The organism is Anaeromyxobacter sp. SG64 (assembly GCF_022690745.1).
GTDB lineage: Bacteria > Myxococcota > Myxococcia > Myxococcales > Anaeromyxobacteraceae > Anaeromyxobacter > Anaeromyxobacter soli.
In genome coordinates this window covers 1-17,972 of sequence record NZ_JALCZB010000054.1, presented here as the reverse complement: position 1 = coordinate 17,972, position 17,972 = coordinate 1, and the positions used below count along the sequence as shown (strand labels likewise).

Annotated in this window: 17 protein-coding genes and 1 pseudogene; 14 read left to right on the top strand and 4 right to left on the bottom strand. The window is 74.2% G+C overall.

The window, feature by feature from the left end:
- The first annotated feature begins 71 nt into the window (after window positions 1-71).
- A complete protein-coding gene (gene coaBC / locus MNZ29_RS15660) occupies window positions 72-1,292 on the top strand; it encodes a bifunctional phosphopantothenoylcysteine decarboxylase/phosphopantothenate--cysteine ligase CoaBC (RefSeq protein WP_242339783.1) in 1,221 nt (406 codons plus the stop codon).
- A gap of 88 nt (window positions 1,293-1,380) precedes the next feature.
- Here the strand turns inward: coaBC and MNZ29_RS15655 are convergent, their stop codons facing one another.
- Window positions 1,381-2,325, bottom strand: a complete 945-nt coding sequence (locus tag MNZ29_RS15655; RefSeq protein ID WP_242339781.1) for a zinc dependent phospholipase C family protein — start codon at window positions 2,323-2,325, stop codon at window positions 1,381-1,383.
- Between the two features lie 75 nt (window positions 2,326-2,400).
- On the opposite strand from MNZ29_RS15655, the gene MNZ29_RS15650 reads away from it, so the two are divergent.
- The 4 genes from MNZ29_RS15650 to MNZ29_RS15635 all read left to right on the top strand — a co-directional run bounded on the left by MNZ29_RS15650 (window position 2,401) and on the right by MNZ29_RS15635 (window position 6,227).
- Window positions 2,401-3,225: a uracil-DNA glycosylase gene (locus MNZ29_RS15650; protein ID WP_242355823.1), complete on the top strand. Its 825-nt coding sequence runs from the start codon at window positions 2,401-2,403 to the stop codon at window positions 3,223-3,225.
- 2 nt (window positions 3,226-3,227) lie between these two features.
- Window positions 3,228-4,589 carry a nodulation protein NfeD gene (locus MNZ29_RS15645; protein WP_242355822.1) on the top strand — a complete coding sequence of 454 codons (1,362 nt, stop codon included), beginning with the start codon at window positions 3,228-3,230 and terminating at the stop codon, window positions 4,587-4,589.
- A gap of 53 nt (window positions 4,590-4,642) precedes the next feature.
- Entirely contained in the window at window positions 4,643-5,407 is a 765-nt protein-coding gene (locus tag MNZ29_RS15640; RefSeq protein WP_242355821.1) for a slipin family protein, read from the top strand.
- A 115-nt stretch (window positions 5,408-5,522) separates the two neighbouring features.
- Complete coding sequence (locus MNZ29_RS15635) at window positions 5,523-6,227, top strand: head GIN domain-containing protein (RefSeq protein WP_242355820.1); 705 nt, start codon at window positions 5,523-5,525, stop codon at window positions 6,225-6,227.
- 159 nt (window positions 6,228-6,386) lie between these two features.
- On the opposite strand, the gene MNZ29_RS15630 is transcribed toward MNZ29_RS15635, so the two are convergent.
- Together MNZ29_RS15630 and MNZ29_RS15625 are read right to left on the bottom strand one after the other, a co-directional pair.
- Window positions 6,387-6,929 carry a hypothetical protein gene (locus MNZ29_RS15630; protein ID WP_242339771.1) on the bottom strand — a complete coding sequence of 181 codons (543 nt, stop codon included), beginning with the start codon at window positions 6,927-6,929 and terminating at the stop codon, window positions 6,387-6,389.
- A 320-nt stretch (window positions 6,930-7,249) separates the two neighbouring features.
- Window positions 7,250-8,188: an isoaspartyl peptidase/L-asparaginase family protein gene (locus tag MNZ29_RS15625; protein WP_242355818.1), complete on the bottom strand. Its 939-nt coding sequence runs from the start codon at window positions 8,186-8,188 to the stop codon at window positions 7,250-7,252.
- Window positions 8,189-8,331: 143 nt separating this feature from the next.
- On the opposite strand from MNZ29_RS15625, the gene MNZ29_RS15620 reads away from it, so the two are divergent.
- From MNZ29_RS15620 to MNZ29_RS15590, 7 genes are all read left to right on the top strand, one after another.
- A complete protein-coding gene (locus MNZ29_RS15620; RefSeq protein WP_242355816.1) occupies window positions 8,332-9,513 on the top strand; it encodes an acetyl-CoA C-acetyltransferase in 1,182 nt (393 codons plus the stop codon).
- A 9-nt stretch (window positions 9,514-9,522) separates the two neighbouring features.
- Window positions 9,523-10,224: a CoA transferase subunit A gene (locus tag MNZ29_RS15615; protein WP_242339755.1), complete on the top strand. Its 702-nt coding sequence runs from the start codon at window positions 9,523-9,525 to the stop codon at window positions 10,222-10,224.
- A 13-nt stretch (window positions 10,225-10,237) separates the two neighbouring features.
- On the top strand, window positions 10,238-10,894 hold the full coding sequence (locus MNZ29_RS15610) for a 3-oxoacid CoA-transferase subunit B (protein ID WP_242339751.1): 657 nt from the start codon (window positions 10,238-10,240) through the stop codon (window positions 10,892-10,894).
- Window positions 10,895-10,922: 28 nt separating this feature from the next.
- The gene (locus tag MNZ29_RS15605; RefSeq protein WP_242339749.1) at window positions 10,923-11,693 is read left to right on the top strand and encodes an S-adenosyl-l-methionine hydroxide adenosyltransferase family protein; all 771 of its coding nucleotides are present in this window, start codon (window positions 10,923-10,925) and stop codon (window positions 11,691-11,693) included.
- A gap of 126 nt (window positions 11,694-11,819) precedes the next feature.
- Window positions 11,820-12,179, top strand: a complete 360-nt coding sequence (locus MNZ29_RS15600) for a TIGR02266 family protein (RefSeq protein WP_242339746.1) — start codon at window positions 11,820-11,822, stop codon at window positions 12,177-12,179.
- A gap of 67 nt (window positions 12,180-12,246) precedes the next feature.
- Window positions 12,247-13,572: a class I SAM-dependent RNA methyltransferase gene (locus MNZ29_RS15595; RefSeq protein WP_242339744.1), complete on the top strand. Its 1,326-nt coding sequence runs from the start codon at window positions 12,247-12,249 to the stop codon at window positions 13,570-13,572.
- 110 nt (window positions 13,573-13,682) lie between these two features.
- Window positions 13,683-15,479, top strand: coding sequence for an AMP-binding protein (locus MNZ29_RS15590; RefSeq protein ID WP_242339742.1), 1,797 nt, complete (start codon window positions 13,683-13,685; stop codon window positions 15,477-15,479).
- A gap of 78 nt (window positions 15,480-15,557) precedes the next feature.
- Here the strand turns inward: MNZ29_RS15590 and MNZ29_RS15585 are convergent, their stop codons facing one another.
- A complete protein-coding gene (locus MNZ29_RS15585) occupies window positions 15,558-16,835 on the bottom strand; it encodes a M48 family metallopeptidase (RefSeq protein WP_242339740.1) in 1,278 nt (425 codons plus the stop codon).
- Here MNZ29_RS15585 and MNZ29_RS15580 point away from each other — a divergent pair.
- Window positions 16,792-17,517 carry a hypothetical protein gene (locus MNZ29_RS15580; protein WP_242339738.1) on the top strand — a complete coding sequence of 242 codons (726 nt, stop codon included), beginning with the start codon at window positions 16,792-16,794 and terminating at the stop codon, window positions 17,515-17,517. The genes MNZ29_RS15585 and MNZ29_RS15580 overlap by 44 nt on opposite strands.
- A 10-nt stretch (window positions 17,518-17,527) precedes the next feature.
- A pseudogene (locus tag MNZ29_RS15575) lies at window positions 17,528-17,972 on the top strand (hypothetical protein); the annotation flags it as partial.

The following is a 17,972-nucleotide window of genomic DNA, read 5'->3' as shown; positions in this document are numbered from 1 at the left end:
CGGAGCGCGACGCCACCCTCGCGCCTCACGACGGGCGCGGTCCGAACGGGCAACGCTGTAAGATGGCCCGCATGAACTTCCGCAACCGCACGGTCGTCCTGTGCGTCGGCGGCGGCATCGCCGCGTACAAGGCCTGCGAGGTCGGGCGCCTCGTCGTGAAGGGCGGCGGCACGCTGCGCGTCGCCATGACGCCGGCCGCGACGCGCTTCGTCGGGCCGCTCACCTTCCAGGCCATCTCCGGCGCGCCCGTCCTCGTCGACCTGCTCGATCCCGCGGCCGACCTCGCCTACGGGCACCTCGGCCTCGCCCGCTCGGCGGACCTCGCCATCGTCGCGCCGGCCACGGCCGATCTCATCGCGCGGATCCGTGCGGGCATGGGCGACGACGGCGTGACGACCACGCTCCTCGCGATGCGGTGCCCCGTGCTCGTGGCGCCGGCGATGAACACGCGGATGTGGGCGAACGCGGCGGTCCAGGAGAACCTCGCGGCGCTCCGCGCGCGCGGGATGCACGTCGTCGGCCCGGAGGCGGGGGAGCTCGCGGACGGGGACGTGGGGGAGGGGCGCCTCGCCGACCCGGCGCAGATCGCGCTCGCGGCGGCGCGGCTCCTCGGCCGGCAGGACCTCGCCGGGCGCCGCGTGGTCGTCACCGCGGGGCCGACGCGGGAGCCCATCGACCCGGTGCGCTTCATCTCGAACCCCTCGACCGGGAAGATGGGCTACGCGGTGGCGGCGACGGCGGCGCGCCGCGGCGCGGAGGTGACGCTCGTCTCCGGGCCCACCGCGCTCGCCGACCCCGCCGGCGTCCGGGTCGTGCGCGTCGAGACCGCGGAGGAGATGGCGCGCGCGGTGGACGCGGCGGCCGGGGGCATGGATCTCTTCGTGGGCGCGGCAGCGGTGTCCGACTACCGGCCGCGCGAGGTCGCGCCGCAGAAGCGGAAGAAGTCCCCGGGGGAGGAGACGCTCGTCCTCGCGCGCACGCCGGACATCCTCGCCGGGCTCGGCGCGCGGCTCGCGGACCGTCCGGACGCGCCGGTGCTGGTCGGGTTCGCCGCCGAGACCGAGGACGTCATCGTCCACGCGCGCGAGAAGCTGAAGGCCAAGCGCTGCGATCTCGTGGTCGCGAACAAGGTGGGCGCGCCCGGCGCCGGCTTCGGCTCGGACACGAACCGGGTCGCCCTCGTCTCGTCGGGCGAGCTCGCCGAGATCGAGGGGACGAAGGAGCAGGTCGCCGAGGCGATCCTCGACTGGATCCTCCCGGTGCTCGACGGGCGGCGGCCGAAGGCGAGCTAGCAGGCCGTCGAGGAACGGCGCTTCACGGCGCCGTCCGGAAGGCGCTCGCCAGCCACGGGGATGAGCGCGGCCGGATCGCGGTCCGTCTTCAGGCGACCAGCTTCGCGAGCGAGGACGGCAGGACGAGCTTGCCCTCGATCGCGCCGCGGAAGCTCTCGCGGGTCTCCGCCGCGATCTCATGGGCGTCGCGGGCGAGGACGTACCGCCGCGCGGTGCGCTGCTTGAGCTGCTTGCGGAGGTCGCTCGCGAGCCGGATGTTGCGCGCCCCGGTGGCGTCCGCGCGGGCGGCCTGGCAGCGCTCGCCCTCGGTGAGCAGGCCGAGGATCGCCTCGAGCGCGAGGCCGTTCGTCTCGGTGACGAGGTCCGGCTCGAGCACCAGGTTCCGCTCGGGCGCGAGCAGCGAGCGCGACACGTGGTGGAACCGGGTCATGCGCGCGCTCGCCAGGAGCGAGCGGAAGAGCTGCTTCGAGACGCCGAAGGGGAGCACCGACGCGCCCGCGAGCGTCCGGTCCAGGAAGGCGTCGTGCTCGCGCAGCGCGCGGGTCGAGACCTGCCGGGCGAGCCGCGAGAGCGTCCGGTCCATGCGCTGGTCGTAGCGCAGCTCCCAGTAGGCGTGGCGCGTGTTCGTCTTGTGGAACGAGGCGACCGTCTTGAACGGGACGTAGTAGTTGTGGGCGACCGTGTCGGCGGAGAGGTGGGCGAGGAAGCCGAGCGCGAACGCCTGCTCCGCGCCGGGCTTCGCTTGCTTGAAGACGTTGAAGCCCACGCGCCAGTTGTGACAGTGGTACAGGTACCTGGCCATGTTCTTGCCGACCACGATGTCCGCCGCGAGCGACCCGTACAGGAAGTCGTGGCCGAAGTCCTGGAGCAGGCCGCGCATCGAGGGCTGCACCGCGCCGAGGCTGGCGAGCGCCTGCGCCGAGAAGCTGAGGTGCGCGAGCGGGCCCCACGCGTGGGCCTCGGACGGTAGGAACAGGACGAGCAGCGCGACGACGGCAAGTGGCAGGGTGGCGAGCAGGCGCTTCGTGGTCATCTGGTCGGGATTCTAGGTTCCGGATCAGTCGCGTCGCAACGCGCGGATCCGTATTTCTCGTGGGGTCGAGCGGCCGTGAGCAAGCACGTCGGGCAGGGGAGCGAGGAGCTCGCGCGGGTCGCCGAGGAGGCGCTTCGCCACCTCACGTGGCTGCGCTCCGCGGGCGTCGCCGAGATCCCCGAACCGGTGTTGCCGCCGTCCACCTCGAGGGAGCCGCCGCCGCAGGGAGCGGTTCGAGCCGCCCCGACCGCCCCGGCCGCGCCACCTCCTCCCGGCGTGGGGAGCTCGCCGGCGCCCTCCGAGGGCGAGTACTCCCTCGCCGGCAAGGGGTGCGGCAGCCCCGCGCTGCTCGCGCTGCGGCAGGACCTCGGCGAGTGCACGCGCTGCAAGCTCGCCGGAGGCCGGACGCACCTCGTGTTCGGCGTGGGCAACCCGCAGGCGGAGCTGATGTTCGTCGGCGAGGGGCCGGGGGCCGACGAGGACGCGCAAGGAGAGCCCTTCGTCGGCAAGGCGGGGCAGCTCCTCACCCGGATGATCGAGGCGATGGGCTTCCGGCGCGAGGACGTCTACATCGCGAACGTGGTGAAGTGCCGCCCCCCCGGGAACCGCAACCCCGAGCCGGACGAGATCGCGGCGTGCGAGCCGTTCCTGCGCCGGCAGATCGACGCCATCTCACCGAAGGTGATCGTCGCGCTCGGCAAGTTCGCGGCGCAGACCCTGCTCCGGGACCCGACGCCCATCAGCAGGCTCCGCGGCCGCTGGTCGACCTACGGCGGCGTGAAGCTCATGCCGACGTTCCACCCGGCCTATCTCCTCCGCAGCCCGGAGGAGAAGAAGAAGGCGTGGGAGGACCTGCAGCTCGTCATGAAGGAGCTCGGGCGGCCCACGCCGCGGAGGTAGCCATGCGCCTTCCTTCGAGAGCGCGCCTCACCGTCGCGGCCACGGCCGCGCTCGCGGCGGCGCTCGCGCTCGCCGCCCCCGTCGCGCCGCCCGCTGCCGGCGCGCAGCGGGTGCTCACGCTGGAGATCCGCGGTCCGATCACCGGCGGGACCGCGGAGTACGTCGAGGCGGGGCTCGCGAAGGCGCGCGAGGGCGGCTACGCGGCGCTCGCCGTCACCCTCGACACGCCGGGCGGCGCGCTCGACGCCACCCGCGAGATCGTGCAGGCGATGCTCGCCTCGCCCACCCCGATCGTCGTGTGGGTCGGCCCCGCCGGCGCGCGGGCGGGCTCGGCGGGCGTGTTCCTCACGCTCGCCGCGGACGTCGCGGCGATGCACCCGACCTCCAACATCGGCGCCGCCCATCCGGTGACCGGCTCCGGCCGCGACGTCGCGGAGGAGGCCGGCAAGGACATGGCGAAGAAGGTGGAGAACGACACCGCCGCCTTCGCGCGCAGCGTCGCGGCCGCCCGCGGCCGGAACGCCGACTGGGCGGAGCGCGCGGTCCGCGAGAGCGTCGCCATCACCTCGGCCGACGCGGTGATGCAGCGCGTCGTGGACTTCACCGCGCCGGACCTCCGCTCCGCGCTCGACGCCGCGGACGGGCGCAAGGTGAAGACCTCCGCCGGAGAGAGCACGCTGCGGACCCGCGGCGCCGCGCTCGAGCCCTACGAGAAGACGCTCCGCCAGAAGCTCCTGTCCTTCCTCGCCGACCCGAACGTCCTCGCGATCCTCATGCTCGTCGGCACCCTCGGGATCGCGCTCGAGCTGTACCACCCCGGCTCCTTCGTGCCGGGCGTCGTCGGCGCGTTCGCGCTCTTCCTCGGCTTCATGGGGATGCGGGTCATCCCGGTGAACGCGGGCGCGGTGATCCTCCTGCTCGTGGGGGCGGCGCTCCTCGTCGTGGAGGCCTACGTCACGACCCACGGCCTCGCGGGCCTCGGAGGGACGGCGTGCCTCGTGCTCGGCCTGCTCTTCTTCGTGGATCAGGCCTCGCCCGACTACCGCTTCGCGCCGGGCGCGCTCCGGATCTCCCCCTGGATCGTCTGGCCCACGCCCATCGCGGTCGCGCTCGCGCTCGGCTTCATGGCCTGGAAGATCGCCGCGACGCGGCGGCGCCCGCTGCAGCTCGGGGCGCCCGGCCTCCTCGGCAGCGCGGGCGAGGCGCTCTCGGACGTCGGCCCGGCCGCGGGCGAGGTCTTCGTCCACGGTGAGTACTGGCAGGCGCGCAGCGCGCTCCCGATCCCGAAGGGGGCGCGCGTCCGCGTCGTCGCGGTCGACGGTCTCACCGTGAAGGTGGTCGCGGAGGCGGCCGCCGCGGGATAGTAGGGCCACGCTGCGAAGCAAGCCGCTCCACGAACGGTCCTGGAGGTCCAGACGTGCCGCTCATCGGAATCGCCATCCCCATCGCCGTCGTCCTGCTCTGGTTCCTCTCCGGCATCCGGATCATCAACGAGTACGAGCAGGGCGTGATCCTGCGGCTCGGCCGGTTCGCCGGTATCCGCACCGCGGGGCTCAAGTGGATCATCCCGTTCATCGACCGGATGATCATCATCGACATGCGCATCACCGCGGAGCAGGTGCCGCCGCAGGACGTCATCACGCGGGACAACGTCTCCGTGAAGGTGAACGCGGTCATCTACTTCCGCGTGCTCCAGGCGGACCGCGCCTTCCTCCAGGTGACGGACTTCCTGTTCGCGACGAGCCAGTTCGCCCAGACGACGCTCCGCTCCGTGCTCGGCCAGGTGGAGCTCGACGACCTCCTCAGCCAGCGCGACAAGATCAACCGCCAGCTCCAGGAGATCATCGATCGCCACACCGAGCCCTGGGGCGTGAAGGTCACCGCGGTCGAGGTGAAGCAGGTGGACCTCCCGGACGAGATGCGGCGCGCGATGGCGAAGCAGGCCGAGGCGGAGCGAGAGCGGCGCTCGAAGGTGATCGCGGCCGAGGGCGAGTACCAGGCCGCCGAGAAGCTCGGCCAGGCCGCCGACGTCATCGCGCGCTCGCCCGGCGCGCTGCAGCTCCGCTACCTCCAGACCCTCGTCGAGATCGCCGCGGAGAAGAACTCCACCGTCGTGTTCCCCCTCCCCATCGACCTCGTGAAGCCGTTCCTCGACCTGGGGCGGCTCCCGCCCGCGAAATAAGTCCGCGGCGCGCGCGTAGAGCGATCCGTCCCTCTGGGGAGAGAGGACCGGCGGGGGGTGTCCGGCGCACGGGCCGGGCATCCCTCGGCCGCTTATCGTCCGATCGGGAGACTCCATGCGCCTCGCCCTCGCGGCCGTCGCCTGCCTCTCCGCTGCCACGCCCGCCCTCGCTCGCGGACGCCTGGACGGCGACGGGAACGTCACCACCGAGCAGCGCGAGACGGGCGCCTTCGATCGCATCTCGCTGCGCGGCGCCGTCGACGCGGTCGTGAAGGTCGGTCCGCCACGTGCGGTGTCGGTCGTGGTCGACTCCAACCTCCAGCCTCACGTCCGCGCGCGCGTCGAGGGCAGCACGCTCGTGGTGGACACCGATGACGACGTCCGGCCGTCCCGCGAGGCGCGCGTCATCGTGACCGTCCCGGAGCTCCGGGCGCTCGAGACCCGCGGCTCGGGCGAGGCGGTCGTCGACGGCGGCAAGGGAGACCTCGCGCTCGACACGACCGGCTCGGGCGAGATCCGCTGGCGGGGCGAGGCGGCGCGGCTCGAGGTCACGACGAGGGGCTCGGGCGAGATCACCCTCGCGGGCAAGGCGGAGACCCTCGTCGGGCGCACGATGGGGTCGGGCGACATCCGCGCGCGAGAGCTCACCGCGCACGACGCCGACGTCCGTACGTCCGGGTCGGGCGCCGTGGAGCTGACGCTCGGTGGCGGAGCCCTCCGCGCGCGCACGAGCGGCTCGGGTGACGTGACGTGGCACGGCGAGGGGCGAGTGGAGGAGGCGAAGTCCGCGGGGAGCGGCAGCATCTCGCGCGGAGGCTAGTGGCTGGAATGCGAGAGGCCGCCCCGCGACGGGACGGCCTCTCGATGCCGGGACCCGCTCGTGCTTGAAGCGCTCAGCAGGAGCGGAGCAAAGACTGCTCGCCTCCGAGCCTGTCGAAGGGCGAGCGGTGGGCCGGGTCGACTCGAGCGATCAGCGCCATCAGTCCGCCGGCGGCGTGAAGGGCGGCGGCGGCACGTAGCAGCAGGTGCACGCGGTCGCGTCCTTCTCGTCGCAGATCCAGAGATCTCCCTGGCCCCACACGTGAACGTAGACGTAGTCGGAGTGGGGGTTACCCGATTTGCTGCCGGCCATCAGCTTCCAGCCCGGCGCCTTGCCGTTCGCCTCGGTGTACTTGATGGCGGTGCCGTCCGGGACGACGAGCGCGTCGATCTGCTCGCCGTCGCCGTTCCCGTCCTCGACGCCGCCGATGCCAGGGCACCCGTTGTAGAGCTTGAGGCCGTGCCCATCCGCCGACTGCAGGAGGAAGAAGCCGTCCGGATTCTGCGGCGTGGCCTCGTTCTTCGTGCCCGGAGCGGTCGACCACCCGCCCGGAACCCCATCGAACTTCTCGGGCTGCGCCGCCGGGTTCCACGTCTCGGGGCACGAGGGTGGCAGGTGGGCCGCCGCCAGGGTCGGTAGCGTCAGCATCGCGCCCATCGCACAGCCGAACACGCCCGTCCTCACTCGCTGACTCCAGTTCATCCCCCGACCTCCTCCGTTCGCCGGGTCTCCATGGCCCGTCGGCCCGAGGCTGTGCGTCGCGGAGGCCCGGCGCATCCCCCGCCGACGGCGACGCGCGGCGAATTCGACGGTCAGGTGGAGTTCATCCAAGGCGTGACCCCGGGCCATGACGCGAGACCGTGGGACTTCCCCTGCGGCGTCGCGCTCGCCGGGCTCCTGAGCGTCTTCCCATCGAGGAACGTGATGAGGGCCCAGGCAGGCGGGCGAAGGAGATGAGGCGCGCACCGCGCGCGGAGCCGACCGGCTGGCTGGGTCGAGATGGAGGACGGCGGCGCTCATGATCAGAGCTCCGCGACCACGTCTCCGTCCGGAGTCGTCCACGCCCGGCTCATCACCGGGGTGTTGTGCGCGAAGCCGACCTCTCCGCGCGGTCCGACGACGATCACGCCGCCCTCTCCTCGCACGCGACGGCCGAGCGCGGCGATGGCCTCGCGCGCCGCGTCCATGGGCGTCGCGCCGCGACCGACGCGATCCGCGACGAGGCGCGCGAGCGTGAGCTGGATGATCCGCTCGCCGTGGCCGGTGCACGACACGGCGCCGAGGAGGTCGTCGGCGTAGGTGCCGCAGCCGATGAGCGGCGTGTCGCCGATGCGGCCCGGGAGCTTGAGCTGCATGCCGCCCGTCGAGGTCGCGGCGGCGAGGTGTCCCCGCGCGTCGCGCGCGACCGCGCCGACGGTCCCGAACTTCTTCCCGGGCAAGGGCGCCCCCGCGGGCCCGGTCCCGGCCGCCGCGGCGCAGGCCTCCTCCCATCGCGCGCGCTGGCGGGCCGTCACGAGCAGCGCGTTCTCGTACGGCGGGATCCCCGCCTCGCGCGCGAACGCGGACGCGCCCGGCCCGGCGAGCAGCACGTGCTGCGACCGCTCCATCACCGCGCGCGCCAGGGTCACCGGGTTCCGCACGTCCTTCACCACCGCGACCGCGCCGCAGCGGAGCGTCTCGCCGTCCATGATCGAGGCGTCGAGCTCCACGTCGCCCGCGGCGGTGAGGGTGGCGCCGGTGCCCGCGTTGTAGGTGGGGTCGTCCTCGAGCACCCGCACCGCGGTCTCCACCGCGTCGAGCGCGCTCCCGCCGGCGAGGAGCACCGCCTGGCCCGCGTCGCAGGCCAGGCGGACGCCCTCCAGGCGCGGGGCGTCGGCGCCCCCGGATGAGGCTGGGTCATCGGAACCGAGGCTTCCGGCTCCGCCGTGGACGATGATGGCGGGCGAGGCGGCAGGGGGCATGTCGGGGTGGGCAGGTTAGAGAGGGCGCCGCGCGCGGGCAAGGCCGGCGCGGTAAAGCTTCGGTTGGCGCGCCGGATCGGCGCATCCTATGTTCCCGGGCGCCCGGAGGTCCCTCCGGAGCTCCCGACGACGAGAGGTCATCAATGCCCGGACGCGAAGTGGTCATCGTGGGGGCGGCGCGTACGCCCATCGGCTCGTTCCTCGGCTCGCTCGCGAGCGTCACCGCCCCGCGGCTGGGCGCGACCGCCATCCGGGCGGCGCTCGAGCGCGCGGGCGTCGAGCCCTCGGCGGTGGACGAGGTCGTGATGGGGAACGTGCTCCAGGCGGGCGTGGGTCAGGCGCCCGCGCGGCAGGCGGCGCTCTTCGCCGGCCTCCCGGAGAAGACGCCCTGCTGGACGCTCAACAAGGTCTGCGGCTCCGGGCTCAAGGCGGTCATCTCGGGCGCGCAGGCGATCGCCCTCGGCGACGCCGAGGTGGTGGTGGCGGGCGGGATGGAGTCGATGTCGAACGTCCCGTACTACGACCGCGCCGCGCGCACCGGCGCGCGCATGGGCAACGTCGAGCTCGTGGACGGGCTCGTCCACGACGGCCTGTGGGACGTGTACAACCAGCAGCACATGGGCATGTGCGCCGAGGCCTGCGCGACCACGCAGGGCATCTCGCGGGCCGCCCAGGACGAGTACGCGCTCGAGTCCACCCGCCGCGCGATCGAGGCGTGGCGGAGCGGCGCCTTCAAGGCCGAGATCGTCCCGGTGGAGGTCGAGGCGAAGCGTGGCGAGAAGACGCTCGTCTGGGACGACGACGGGCCCAAGAACGCGAAGCCCGACAAGATCCCGGGCCTCCGGCCGGTCTTCAAGAAGGACGGCAGCGTCACCGCCGCGAACTCGTCGTCCATCAACGACGGCGGCGCCGCGGTGGTGCTCATGAGCGCCGAGCGCGCGGCGCGCGAGGGCCGCACCGTGCTCGGCCGGCTGCGCGCCTGGGGCGGGGCCGCCCGGGCACCGGTCGAGTTCACCATCGCCCCCGCGGACGCGGTGAAGCTCACGCTCGAGAAGGCGAAGCTCGCGACGAGGGACGTCGACCTCTGGGAGATCAACGAGGCGCTCGCGGTGGTGTCGATCGCGAACAACCGGCTCCTCGACCTGGACGCGAAGAACGTCAACGTGCGCGGCGGCGCGGTGGCGCTCGGTCACCCCATCGGCGCCTCGGGGGCGCGCATCCTCGTGACGCTGCTCCACGCGATGAAGGACCTCGGCAAGCACCGCGGGCTCGCGTCGCTCTGCATCGGCGGCGGCGAGGCGGTCGCGCTCGTGGTCGAGCGCTGAGGAGCTCCCATGAACAAGCTCGTCGAGTCGGCCGACGCGGCGGTGGCGGACATCCGGGACGGCGCGACCCTCATGGTCGGCGGCTTCGGCCTGTGCGGCAACCCGGAGAACCTCATCGCCGCGCTGCACCGCAAGGGCGTGAAGGACCTCACCGTCATCTCGAACAACTGCGGCACGACGGACCAGGGCCTCGGCATCCTCCTGAAGGCGCGCCAGATCCGGAAGATGGTCTCGTCGTACGTCGGCGAGAACAAGGAGTTCGAGCGGCAGTTCCTCTCGGGCGAGCTCGAGGTGGAGCTCGTGCCGCAGGGCACGCTCGCCGAGCGCATCCGCGCCGGCGGCGCCGGCATCGGCGGCTTCTACACCGCGACGGGCGTCGGGACGCAGGTCGCCGAGGGCAAGGAGACGCGGGTCATCGACGGGCGCGAGTACCTCCTCGAGCGTCCGCTCAAGGCGGACTTCGCGCTCGTGTACGCGTGGAAGGCCGACACCTGGGGCAACCTCCTCTACCGGAAGACGACGCGCCAGTTCGGCCCGATGATGGCCAGCGCCGCGAAGATCACGATCGCGGAGGTGGAGCACGTCCTCCAGCCGGGCGAGCTCGACCCCGACGCGGTCCACACGCCGAGCGTGTACGTGAAGCGCGTCGTGAAGGGCGAGCGGTACGAGAAGTGGATCGAGCGGCGGACGGTCCGTCCGCGGCCTTCCTGAGGAGGACCGAGACATGCCGCTCACCCGCGAGCAGATCGCCGGCCGCGTCGCCCAGGAGCTCCGCGACGGCTTCTACGTGAACCTCGGCATCGGGATGCCGACGCTGGTGTCGAACTACGTGCCGCCCGGCGTGGAGGTCGTGCTCCAGTCGGAGAACGGCATCCTCGGCGTCGGCCCGTATCCGTACGAGGGCGAGGAGGATCCCGACCTCATCAACGCGGGCAAGGAGACGGTGACCGTCCTCCCCGGCGCCTCGTTCTTCTCCTCGGCCGAGTCGTTCGCGATGATCCGCGGCGGCCACGTGGACCTCGCCATCCTCGGCGCGCTCGAGGTGTCCGAGCACGGCGACCTCGCCAACTGGCTCGTGCCCGGCAAGATGGTGAAGGGGATGGGCGGCGGGATGGACCTCGTCGCCGGCGCGCGGCGCGTGGTCGTGATGATGGATCACGCGACCAAGGACGGGCGCCCCAAGGTCCTGCGGCAGTGCGCGCTGCCCCTCACCGGCCGCCGCTGCGTCTCCGCCATCTGCTCCGACCGCGCCTGGCTCGACGTCACCCAGGACGGGCTCGTGCTCCGCGAGCTCGCGCCGGGCGAGACCGTGGACTCGGTCCAGCGGCTCACCGAGCCGAAGCTCATCGTCGCGCCGGACGTGAGGACGATGAAGGTCTGAGGCGGCGCTCACCCTTCGACGGGGAATCTTGGGCCCGCTCTTCACGCTCCTCACGGACTTCGGCGCCGGCTCCGGCTACCCGGCGCAGCTCAAGGCGGTGCTGCTCGCCGCGCATCCGGACGCGCGGCTCGTGGACGTGTCGCACGAGGTGCCCGCGTTCGACGTCCTGGCCGGCGCGCTCCTCCTCGAGGCGTGCGTGCCCTGGTTCCCGCCGGCGGCGATCCACCTCGCCGTGGTCGATCCGGGCGTGGGGACGGCGCGGCGCGCGCTGTGCGTCGTCGATCCCGCGGGGCGCCTGCTCGTCGGCCCCGACAACGGGCTCCTCACGCCCTTCCTCGGCGCGGGCGCGCGTGCGTTCGAGATCACCCCGGGCGTCGCGGTGCCGGCGCCGCGCAGCGCGACCTTCCACGGCCGAGACCTCTTCGCCCCCGCCGCGGCGTTCCTCGCCGCGGGTGGCGCGCCGGAGCGGCTCGGCCCCTCGCTCTCCGATCCGGAGCGGCTCGCCTGGCCCGGGGCGGAGCGCCGCGGCGGCGCCCTCGCCGGCGTGACGCTCGCCGCCGATCCGTTCGGGAACCTCGTCACCTCGGTGCGCGAGGCGGACCTCGCCGGCGCCGCGGTCGCGGAGGTGCGCGTCGGGGGGGAGCGCGTGCGCTTCGTGCGCACCTTCGGTGACGGCGCCCCCGGCGAGCTCGTCGCCTACGTGGGGAGCGGGGGCCGCGTGGAGCTCGCGGTGCGCGAGGGGAGCGCCGCGGCGCGGCTCGGCGCGCGCGGGGTCGGGGTGGAGCTCGTCCTCGCGTGAGCGCGTGAACGAATGGGCCTGCTGCACCTCGCGAAGGCCCCGATTCCTTCACGAGCTCTGGCGGGGTGCCGGTGAGGCGCACGCAGCGTCCTTGGCCGCCCCGATCGCTGCTGCTACAGTTTCGACATGCAACGCCCGCCGGGGAACAAGCGCAAGACCGCGCGCCTCCACCACGAGATCCCGGTGGCGTACCGCAGCGTCGGCAGCTTCCTCACGGACTGGGCCACGAACATCAGCCAGGGCGGGCTCTTCATCAACACCCGCAGCCCGCTGCCGGTCGGCACGGGCGTGAAGATCCTCATCCAGCTCCCCGGCGCGTCGTTCCCCTACCAGCTCACGGGTCGCGTCGCGCGGGTCACCGAGTTCGACAACCGCGTGAACCTCGTGCCCGGCATGGGGGTCGAGTTCACCGACCTCGACGACTCCAAGCGGAGCGACCTCGAGGCCTTCGTGAACCGGCTGCGCCACCAGCTCGAGGAGGCGTGAAGCCGCGCCTCTGCCCGCGCGAGCGCCGCGGTGACACCGGGCGCCGTCCGCGCTAACTCTCCTGGCCGTGCGAACCGAGCTCACGATCGACGACCTCGCCTCCGGCGGCGAGGGGGTGGGGCGCTCCGGCGCGCGGACGGTGTTCGTGCCGTGGACCGCCCCTGGCGATCGCGTCGTCGCCGACGTCCCCGCGGGCGAGGGGACGTCGCACGGGACGCTCGTCTCGCTCGAGGCCCCCGGCGCCGTCCGCGTCCCCGTGCCCTGCGTGCACTTTGGGCCAGGGGGCCTCTCGGAAGATCCCGATCGAGAGTGCGGCGGCTGCGAGTGGCTCCACGTCTCCTACGCCGCCCAGCTCGCCACGAAGGCGCGGACCGTCGCGGAGGCGCTGCGGCGCATCGCGCGGCTCTCGCCCGGCGCCTACGAGGCGCGCCCGATCCTGGGCTCCCCGTCGCCGCTCCGCTACCGCGCGCGCGCGAAGTTCCACCTCGACCGCGCGAGCGGCCGGCTCGTGTACTTCCGGCGGCGCTCGCACGCGCCGGTGCGGCTCCGCGAGTGTCACCTGCTCGACGAGCGCCTCGATGCGCTGCGCGAGGCCGTCGGGCCGGCGCTCGTCCGGGCGGGCCTCCCCGCGCGCGAGGTCGCCCTCGAGTGGTCCGCCTTCGAGGGGCGCGGAGCGGCGTGGCTCCTCCTCCCCGCGCTCTCGCCCGCGGTGCGCTCGCGCGTCGAGGCGCTCCTCCAGGCGGTGCCGGGGCTCGCCGGCGTGGTGCTGCAGGCCGAGGGTGCTCCGCCGGCCCTCGTGGGCGAGCCCGTGCTGCGCCACGCCCGGGTCCCGGGCGAGGCCGGCGCCGGGCTGCAGCGCTCCCGGCCCGACGTCTTCCAGCAGGCGAACCGCGGCGCGAACGCGCTGCTCGTCCGGGCCGCGCTCGACCTGCTCGCGCCCGACGGCCTCGACGTCCTCGAGCTGCACTGCGGGGCGGGGAACTTCACCGGTCCGCTCGCCGCGCGCGCCCGGGCCGTCGCGGCGGTGGAGGTCCAGGGGCCGGCGCTCGAGCTCGCCCGCGCCGACCTGGCCGGCGCCGGGAACGTCCGGTTCTTCGCAGGGGACGCGCTGAAGCTCGCGCTCGCGTTCGCGCGCGAGACCGGCCCCTCGGCGCGACGGTTCGGGGCGGTGCTCCTCGATCCCCCGCGGGAGGGGGCGAAGGGGATCGGGCCCGCGCTCCGGGAGCTCGGGGTCCCGCGCGCCGTCTACGTCTCCTGCGATCCCGCCACGTTCGCGCGCGATCTGCGCGCCTGCGTCGAGGCGGGCTTCCGGGTGGCGGCGGTGCAGCCGGTGGACATGTTCCCGCAGACGCACCACGTCGAGGCGGTGGCGCTCCTCACCGCGGCCCGCTGACCCTGCTGCGGGGACCCTGTCGCGGGGGGCGCTTGCGCGTCCGCGGTGACACGCGCATGACAGTCTCAGGCCACGCTCCCCACCCGCACGCCCTGGGAGAGAGCGAGAGCATGGACCGGAGACTTTCGATCGAGCGGTTCCCGGAGCGGACGCTGCCGCGGCTCATGGTCGCCGCCGCCCGTCGCGTCCCCGGGAAGGTCTTCATCCGGTACCTCGATCCCACGAGGCCCGACGAACCCCCGCGCGTCCTCACCTTCGGCGACTTCGCCGCCGGCGCGGGCCGCGCCGCCGCGTTCCTCCGCGACGCGGGGGTGGGCCCGGGCACGCGCGTCCTCCTCCTCGCAGAGAACTCGCCCGAGTGGCAGATGCTCGCCCTCGGGGCCCAGGCCCTCCGCGCCGAGCCCGCGACGCTGTTCGCGAGCCTCGCGCCCGAGCCGGTGCAGGGGATCGCGCGCCGCGTGCGGCCGCGCATCGCGTTCGTCGGCTCGGCGGCGCTCTGGGCCAAGCTCGCCCCCATCGCCGCCGAGCTCGCGGCCGCGGGGCTCGCGGCCATCGTCTCGGCCGAGCCGCTCGCGCCGGCCTCCGTGCCGGCGGGCGTCCGCACGGCGACGGTGGCGGAGGTGTTCGCGGGCGAGGGCCTCGACCTCGACGCGCTCGAGGCGCTCGCCCGCGCCGCGGGCGAGGAGGACCCGTTCCTCCTCCTCTTCACGAGCGGTACGACCGGGCGGCCGAAGGGCGTCCGCCTCGCGCAGCGCGCCATCGTGCACGCCATCGAGGGCGGTCACGTCGCCGTCGGCCGCACGCGGGAGGACGTCGGGCTCCACTTCCTCCCGTTCGCGCACGTCGCCGGGCACGATCAGTTCGCCCTCGCGCTGGCGGAGACGCACGGCCTCGTCATGCTCTCGCGCCGCGAGGACCTCGAGCGCGGGCTGGCGCTCGGCCCGACCTATCTGTTCTCCGTGCCGCTCGTCTACGAGCGGATCCGCGGGGCCGTCGAGGCGAAGCTCGCGGCGCTCCCCGGTCCGCTGCGCGCGCTCGCGAACGCGTCGCTCGCCGCCGCGGCGCGGGTCCGCGTCGACGGCGGGCGCTCGGCGCGCGATCGCGCGCTCACCCGGCTCGCCGACCGGCTCGTGGGGAGGGCGGTGCGCGCGAAGCTCGGCGGCCGGGTGCGCGGCCTCTTCTCCGGGGGTGCCCCCGCGGCGCCCGCCCTGTTCCGCTTCTTCGAGGCGCTCGGGATGCCGTTCGTCGAGCTGTACGGCATGAGCGAGACGGCCGGGCTCATCTCCTCGAACCTGTTCTCCGGCGGGCGCCGCGCGGGGAGCGCCGGCGTCGTCACGCCCGACCACGAGCTCCGCTTCTCGCCCGAGGGCGAGCTGCTCCTCCGGGGCCCGCTCCTCCTCACCGGCTACCTCGAGCGCGAGGACGAGCAGGGCGCGTACACCGAGGACGGCTTCTTCCGCACCGGCGACATCGGCCAGCTCGACGCGGAGGGGCTGCTCCGCATCGAGGGGCGCAAGAAGGACCTGATGGTGCTCTCGACCGGCAAGAAGGTGACGCCCGAGCCCATCGAGCTGGCCATCGCGTCGGCCGCGCCGTTCCAGGGGGCGATGCTGCTCGGGGAGGGGCGGCCGTTCGTGGCCGCGGCGGTGTTCGTCGCGGCGGAGGAGCTCGCGCGGATCGCGGCGGCAGGGAAGGACGCGGCCCAGGAGCTGCTCCCGCGCGCCCGCGCCGCGCTCGGCGCGTTCAGCGACTACGAGAAGCCGAAGCGGCTCGTGGTGATCCCCGGCTCGCCGCAGGATCACCCGGCGCTCATCACGCCCACGCTCAAGCTGAAGCGGGACGCGCTCGTCGCGTTCCTCGGCTCGACGGTGACGGACCTCTACGCGGCTCCAACGGGCAGCGCGTGAGCGACGGGGGCTGATTCGCGCGGCACCTCCGGCGTCGCGAGCCCCGATCCGTCCGTTCAGGCCAGGCGTCCTCGCGAGTCACCCCGCCGCGGGCGCCGCCGCCTGCCGCTCGGCGGCGGCGGCCCGCTCTATCGCCGCGAGCCGCTCCACGAGCACCGGGTGGCTGTAGTGCCACGCGCTGTACCAGGGGTGCGGGTGGAGGTTCGAGAGGTTCTCGCCGTTGAGGCGCACGAGCGCGGTCTCGAGCGCCTCCGGCGCGCCGGCGAGGCGCACCGCGTACCGGTCGGCCTCGTACTCGTGCCGGCGCGAGAGCCGCGCCGCGAGGGGCGAGAGCCAGAACACGAACGCGCCGCCCCCGAGCGACACGAGCGCCAGGGCGGCGTGCAGGCTCGGGCCCTCGAAGCCGAACGCGGCGTAGAGCGGCGGCCAGGGCACGAGGCGCGAGAGCGCGAACAGCAGGAGGAGGGTGCCTGCCGCGGAGAGCGCGAGCCGGCGCTGCACGTGGTGCGCGCGGTAGTGGCCGATCTCGTGGGCGAGCACGCTCGCCGCCTCGTCCACGCTCATCTTCTCGACGAGCGTGTCGAACAGCACGATGCGGGGACGGAAGATCCCGGTGAAGTAGGCGTTCGAGTGGCCCGAGCGCCGCGACGCGTCCATCACGTACAGCCCGCGGTGGGCGAACCCGGCCTCGCGCGCGAGCGCCTCGACGCGCGCGCGCAGCGGCCCGTCCGGCAAGGGCTGGAAGCGGTTGAAGATGGGGGCGATGATCGACGGGTACAGCCACAGCAGGACGAGCTGGATCGCCACGTAGAAGGCGAAGAGCCAGACCCACCAGAGCGCGCCGGTGAAGCGCATGAACCCGTAGGTCGCGTAGAGGAGGGGGACGCCGAGCGCCGCCTGGAGGGCGAGCGCCTTCAGGCGGTCCACGAGCCAGAGGCGCAGGGTCGTGCGGTTGAAGCCGAAGCGCGCCTCGAGCACGAAGGTGTGGAAGAGCGCGAACGGGAGCGCGGCCGCGGAGAACGCGAGGCTCAGCGCGACCAGGAAGGCGGCGAACCGGTGCGCGCCCTCGAGCCCCGCCGCCGCGAGCCCCGCGTCGAGCGTGGGGAGCACGCCGGAGAGCAGGATCGCGAGCGTGAGCGCGGTGGAGAACGCCCCGTGCGCGAGCGCGAAGCGACCGTTCGCGAGCGTGTAGGCGCGGCTCCGCTCGGCCGTCGCCTCGTCGACGCGGCCGGAGAGAGGCCCCGGCACCCCGCGCGCGCGGGCGACGTGGCGCAGGTTGAGCAGGAGGAGACCGGTCTCGACCGCGTACTGGATGGCGAAGAGGACGAGGAAGACGGGCAGGACCCACGAGGTCATCGAGGGTGGTGATACCGCGGCCGCGCGGGCGGCGCACCGCGTGTTCCTCCTCTCCCCCGCGAACAGCGGGGGCGAGCGCATGGCGCTCGTCCTCTCCCCGCGCGCCCGCTTCGCCCTCGCGCACGCGGTCCAGGGCGACGGCGCGCCCCTGGGGGAGGTCTTCGCCTTCGCGAGCGGCCTCTACTTCCGGGGCAAGCTCGCCTATGCGCGTGCGTTCGGACGTCCGCCGCGGGACGTCCCGGGCGCGCTCGTGATCGCCCCGGGGGCGGGCCTCGTGCCGGTGGACGCCACGATCCGGGCGGCGGAGCTGCGCGCCTTCGCCGCGGTGCCGGTGGACGCCGGGGACGCGCGCTTCCGCGCCCCGCTCGAGCGCGACGCGCGGCTCCTCGGCGAGCGGCTCGGGCCCGAGGGCGAGGTGGTGCTGCTCGGCAGCATCGCGAGCCCCAAGTACGTCGAGCCGCTGCTCGCCATCCTCGGCCGCCGCCTGCTGTTCCCGCAGGACTTCGTCGGCCGGGGCGACATGAGCCGCGGCGGGCTCATGCTGCGGGCCGTGCGCGCGGGCGAGGAGCTCGCCTACGCGCCGGTGGACGGCGCCGTGCGCCGCGGGGCGCGCCCGCCCCGGCTGCCGCGCCTGCCGAGAGCCCCCGCGGGATCCGGCGACGAGCCGGCCGGCTCCGGTTAGGATCGGCCGCGTGTACGCGCGCGTCGCCGAGTTCGCGGGGCTGCTCCGCACGAACGGGGTGCGGGTCTCGCCCGCCGAGGTCGCCGACGCAGTCGAGGCCGCGGCGCTCGTGGGTGCCTCGGAGCGCGGGAGCTTCCGCGCGGCGCTCCGCGCGACCCTCGTGAAGCGCTCCCGCGACGTGCCGGTCTTCGACGGGCTCTTCGATCTCTACTTCTCGGCGCTCGGGGGCGCGCTCGGGGGGCTCGAGCGCGGCGTCGTGGGCGAGCTCGACGCGCAGGGGCTGCTCGAGGGGGACGACCTCGAGCTCGTCGCGCGGACCATGGAGGAGCTCCTCCGCGGCATGAGCCCGCTCGCGCGCGCCGCGCTGGGCGGCGACCCGGCGCTGCTCGCGCGCCTCCTGCGCGGGGCGGCGCTGCAGGTCGACTTCGGCGCGTTCGCGAGCGCCGGCGCGGCCG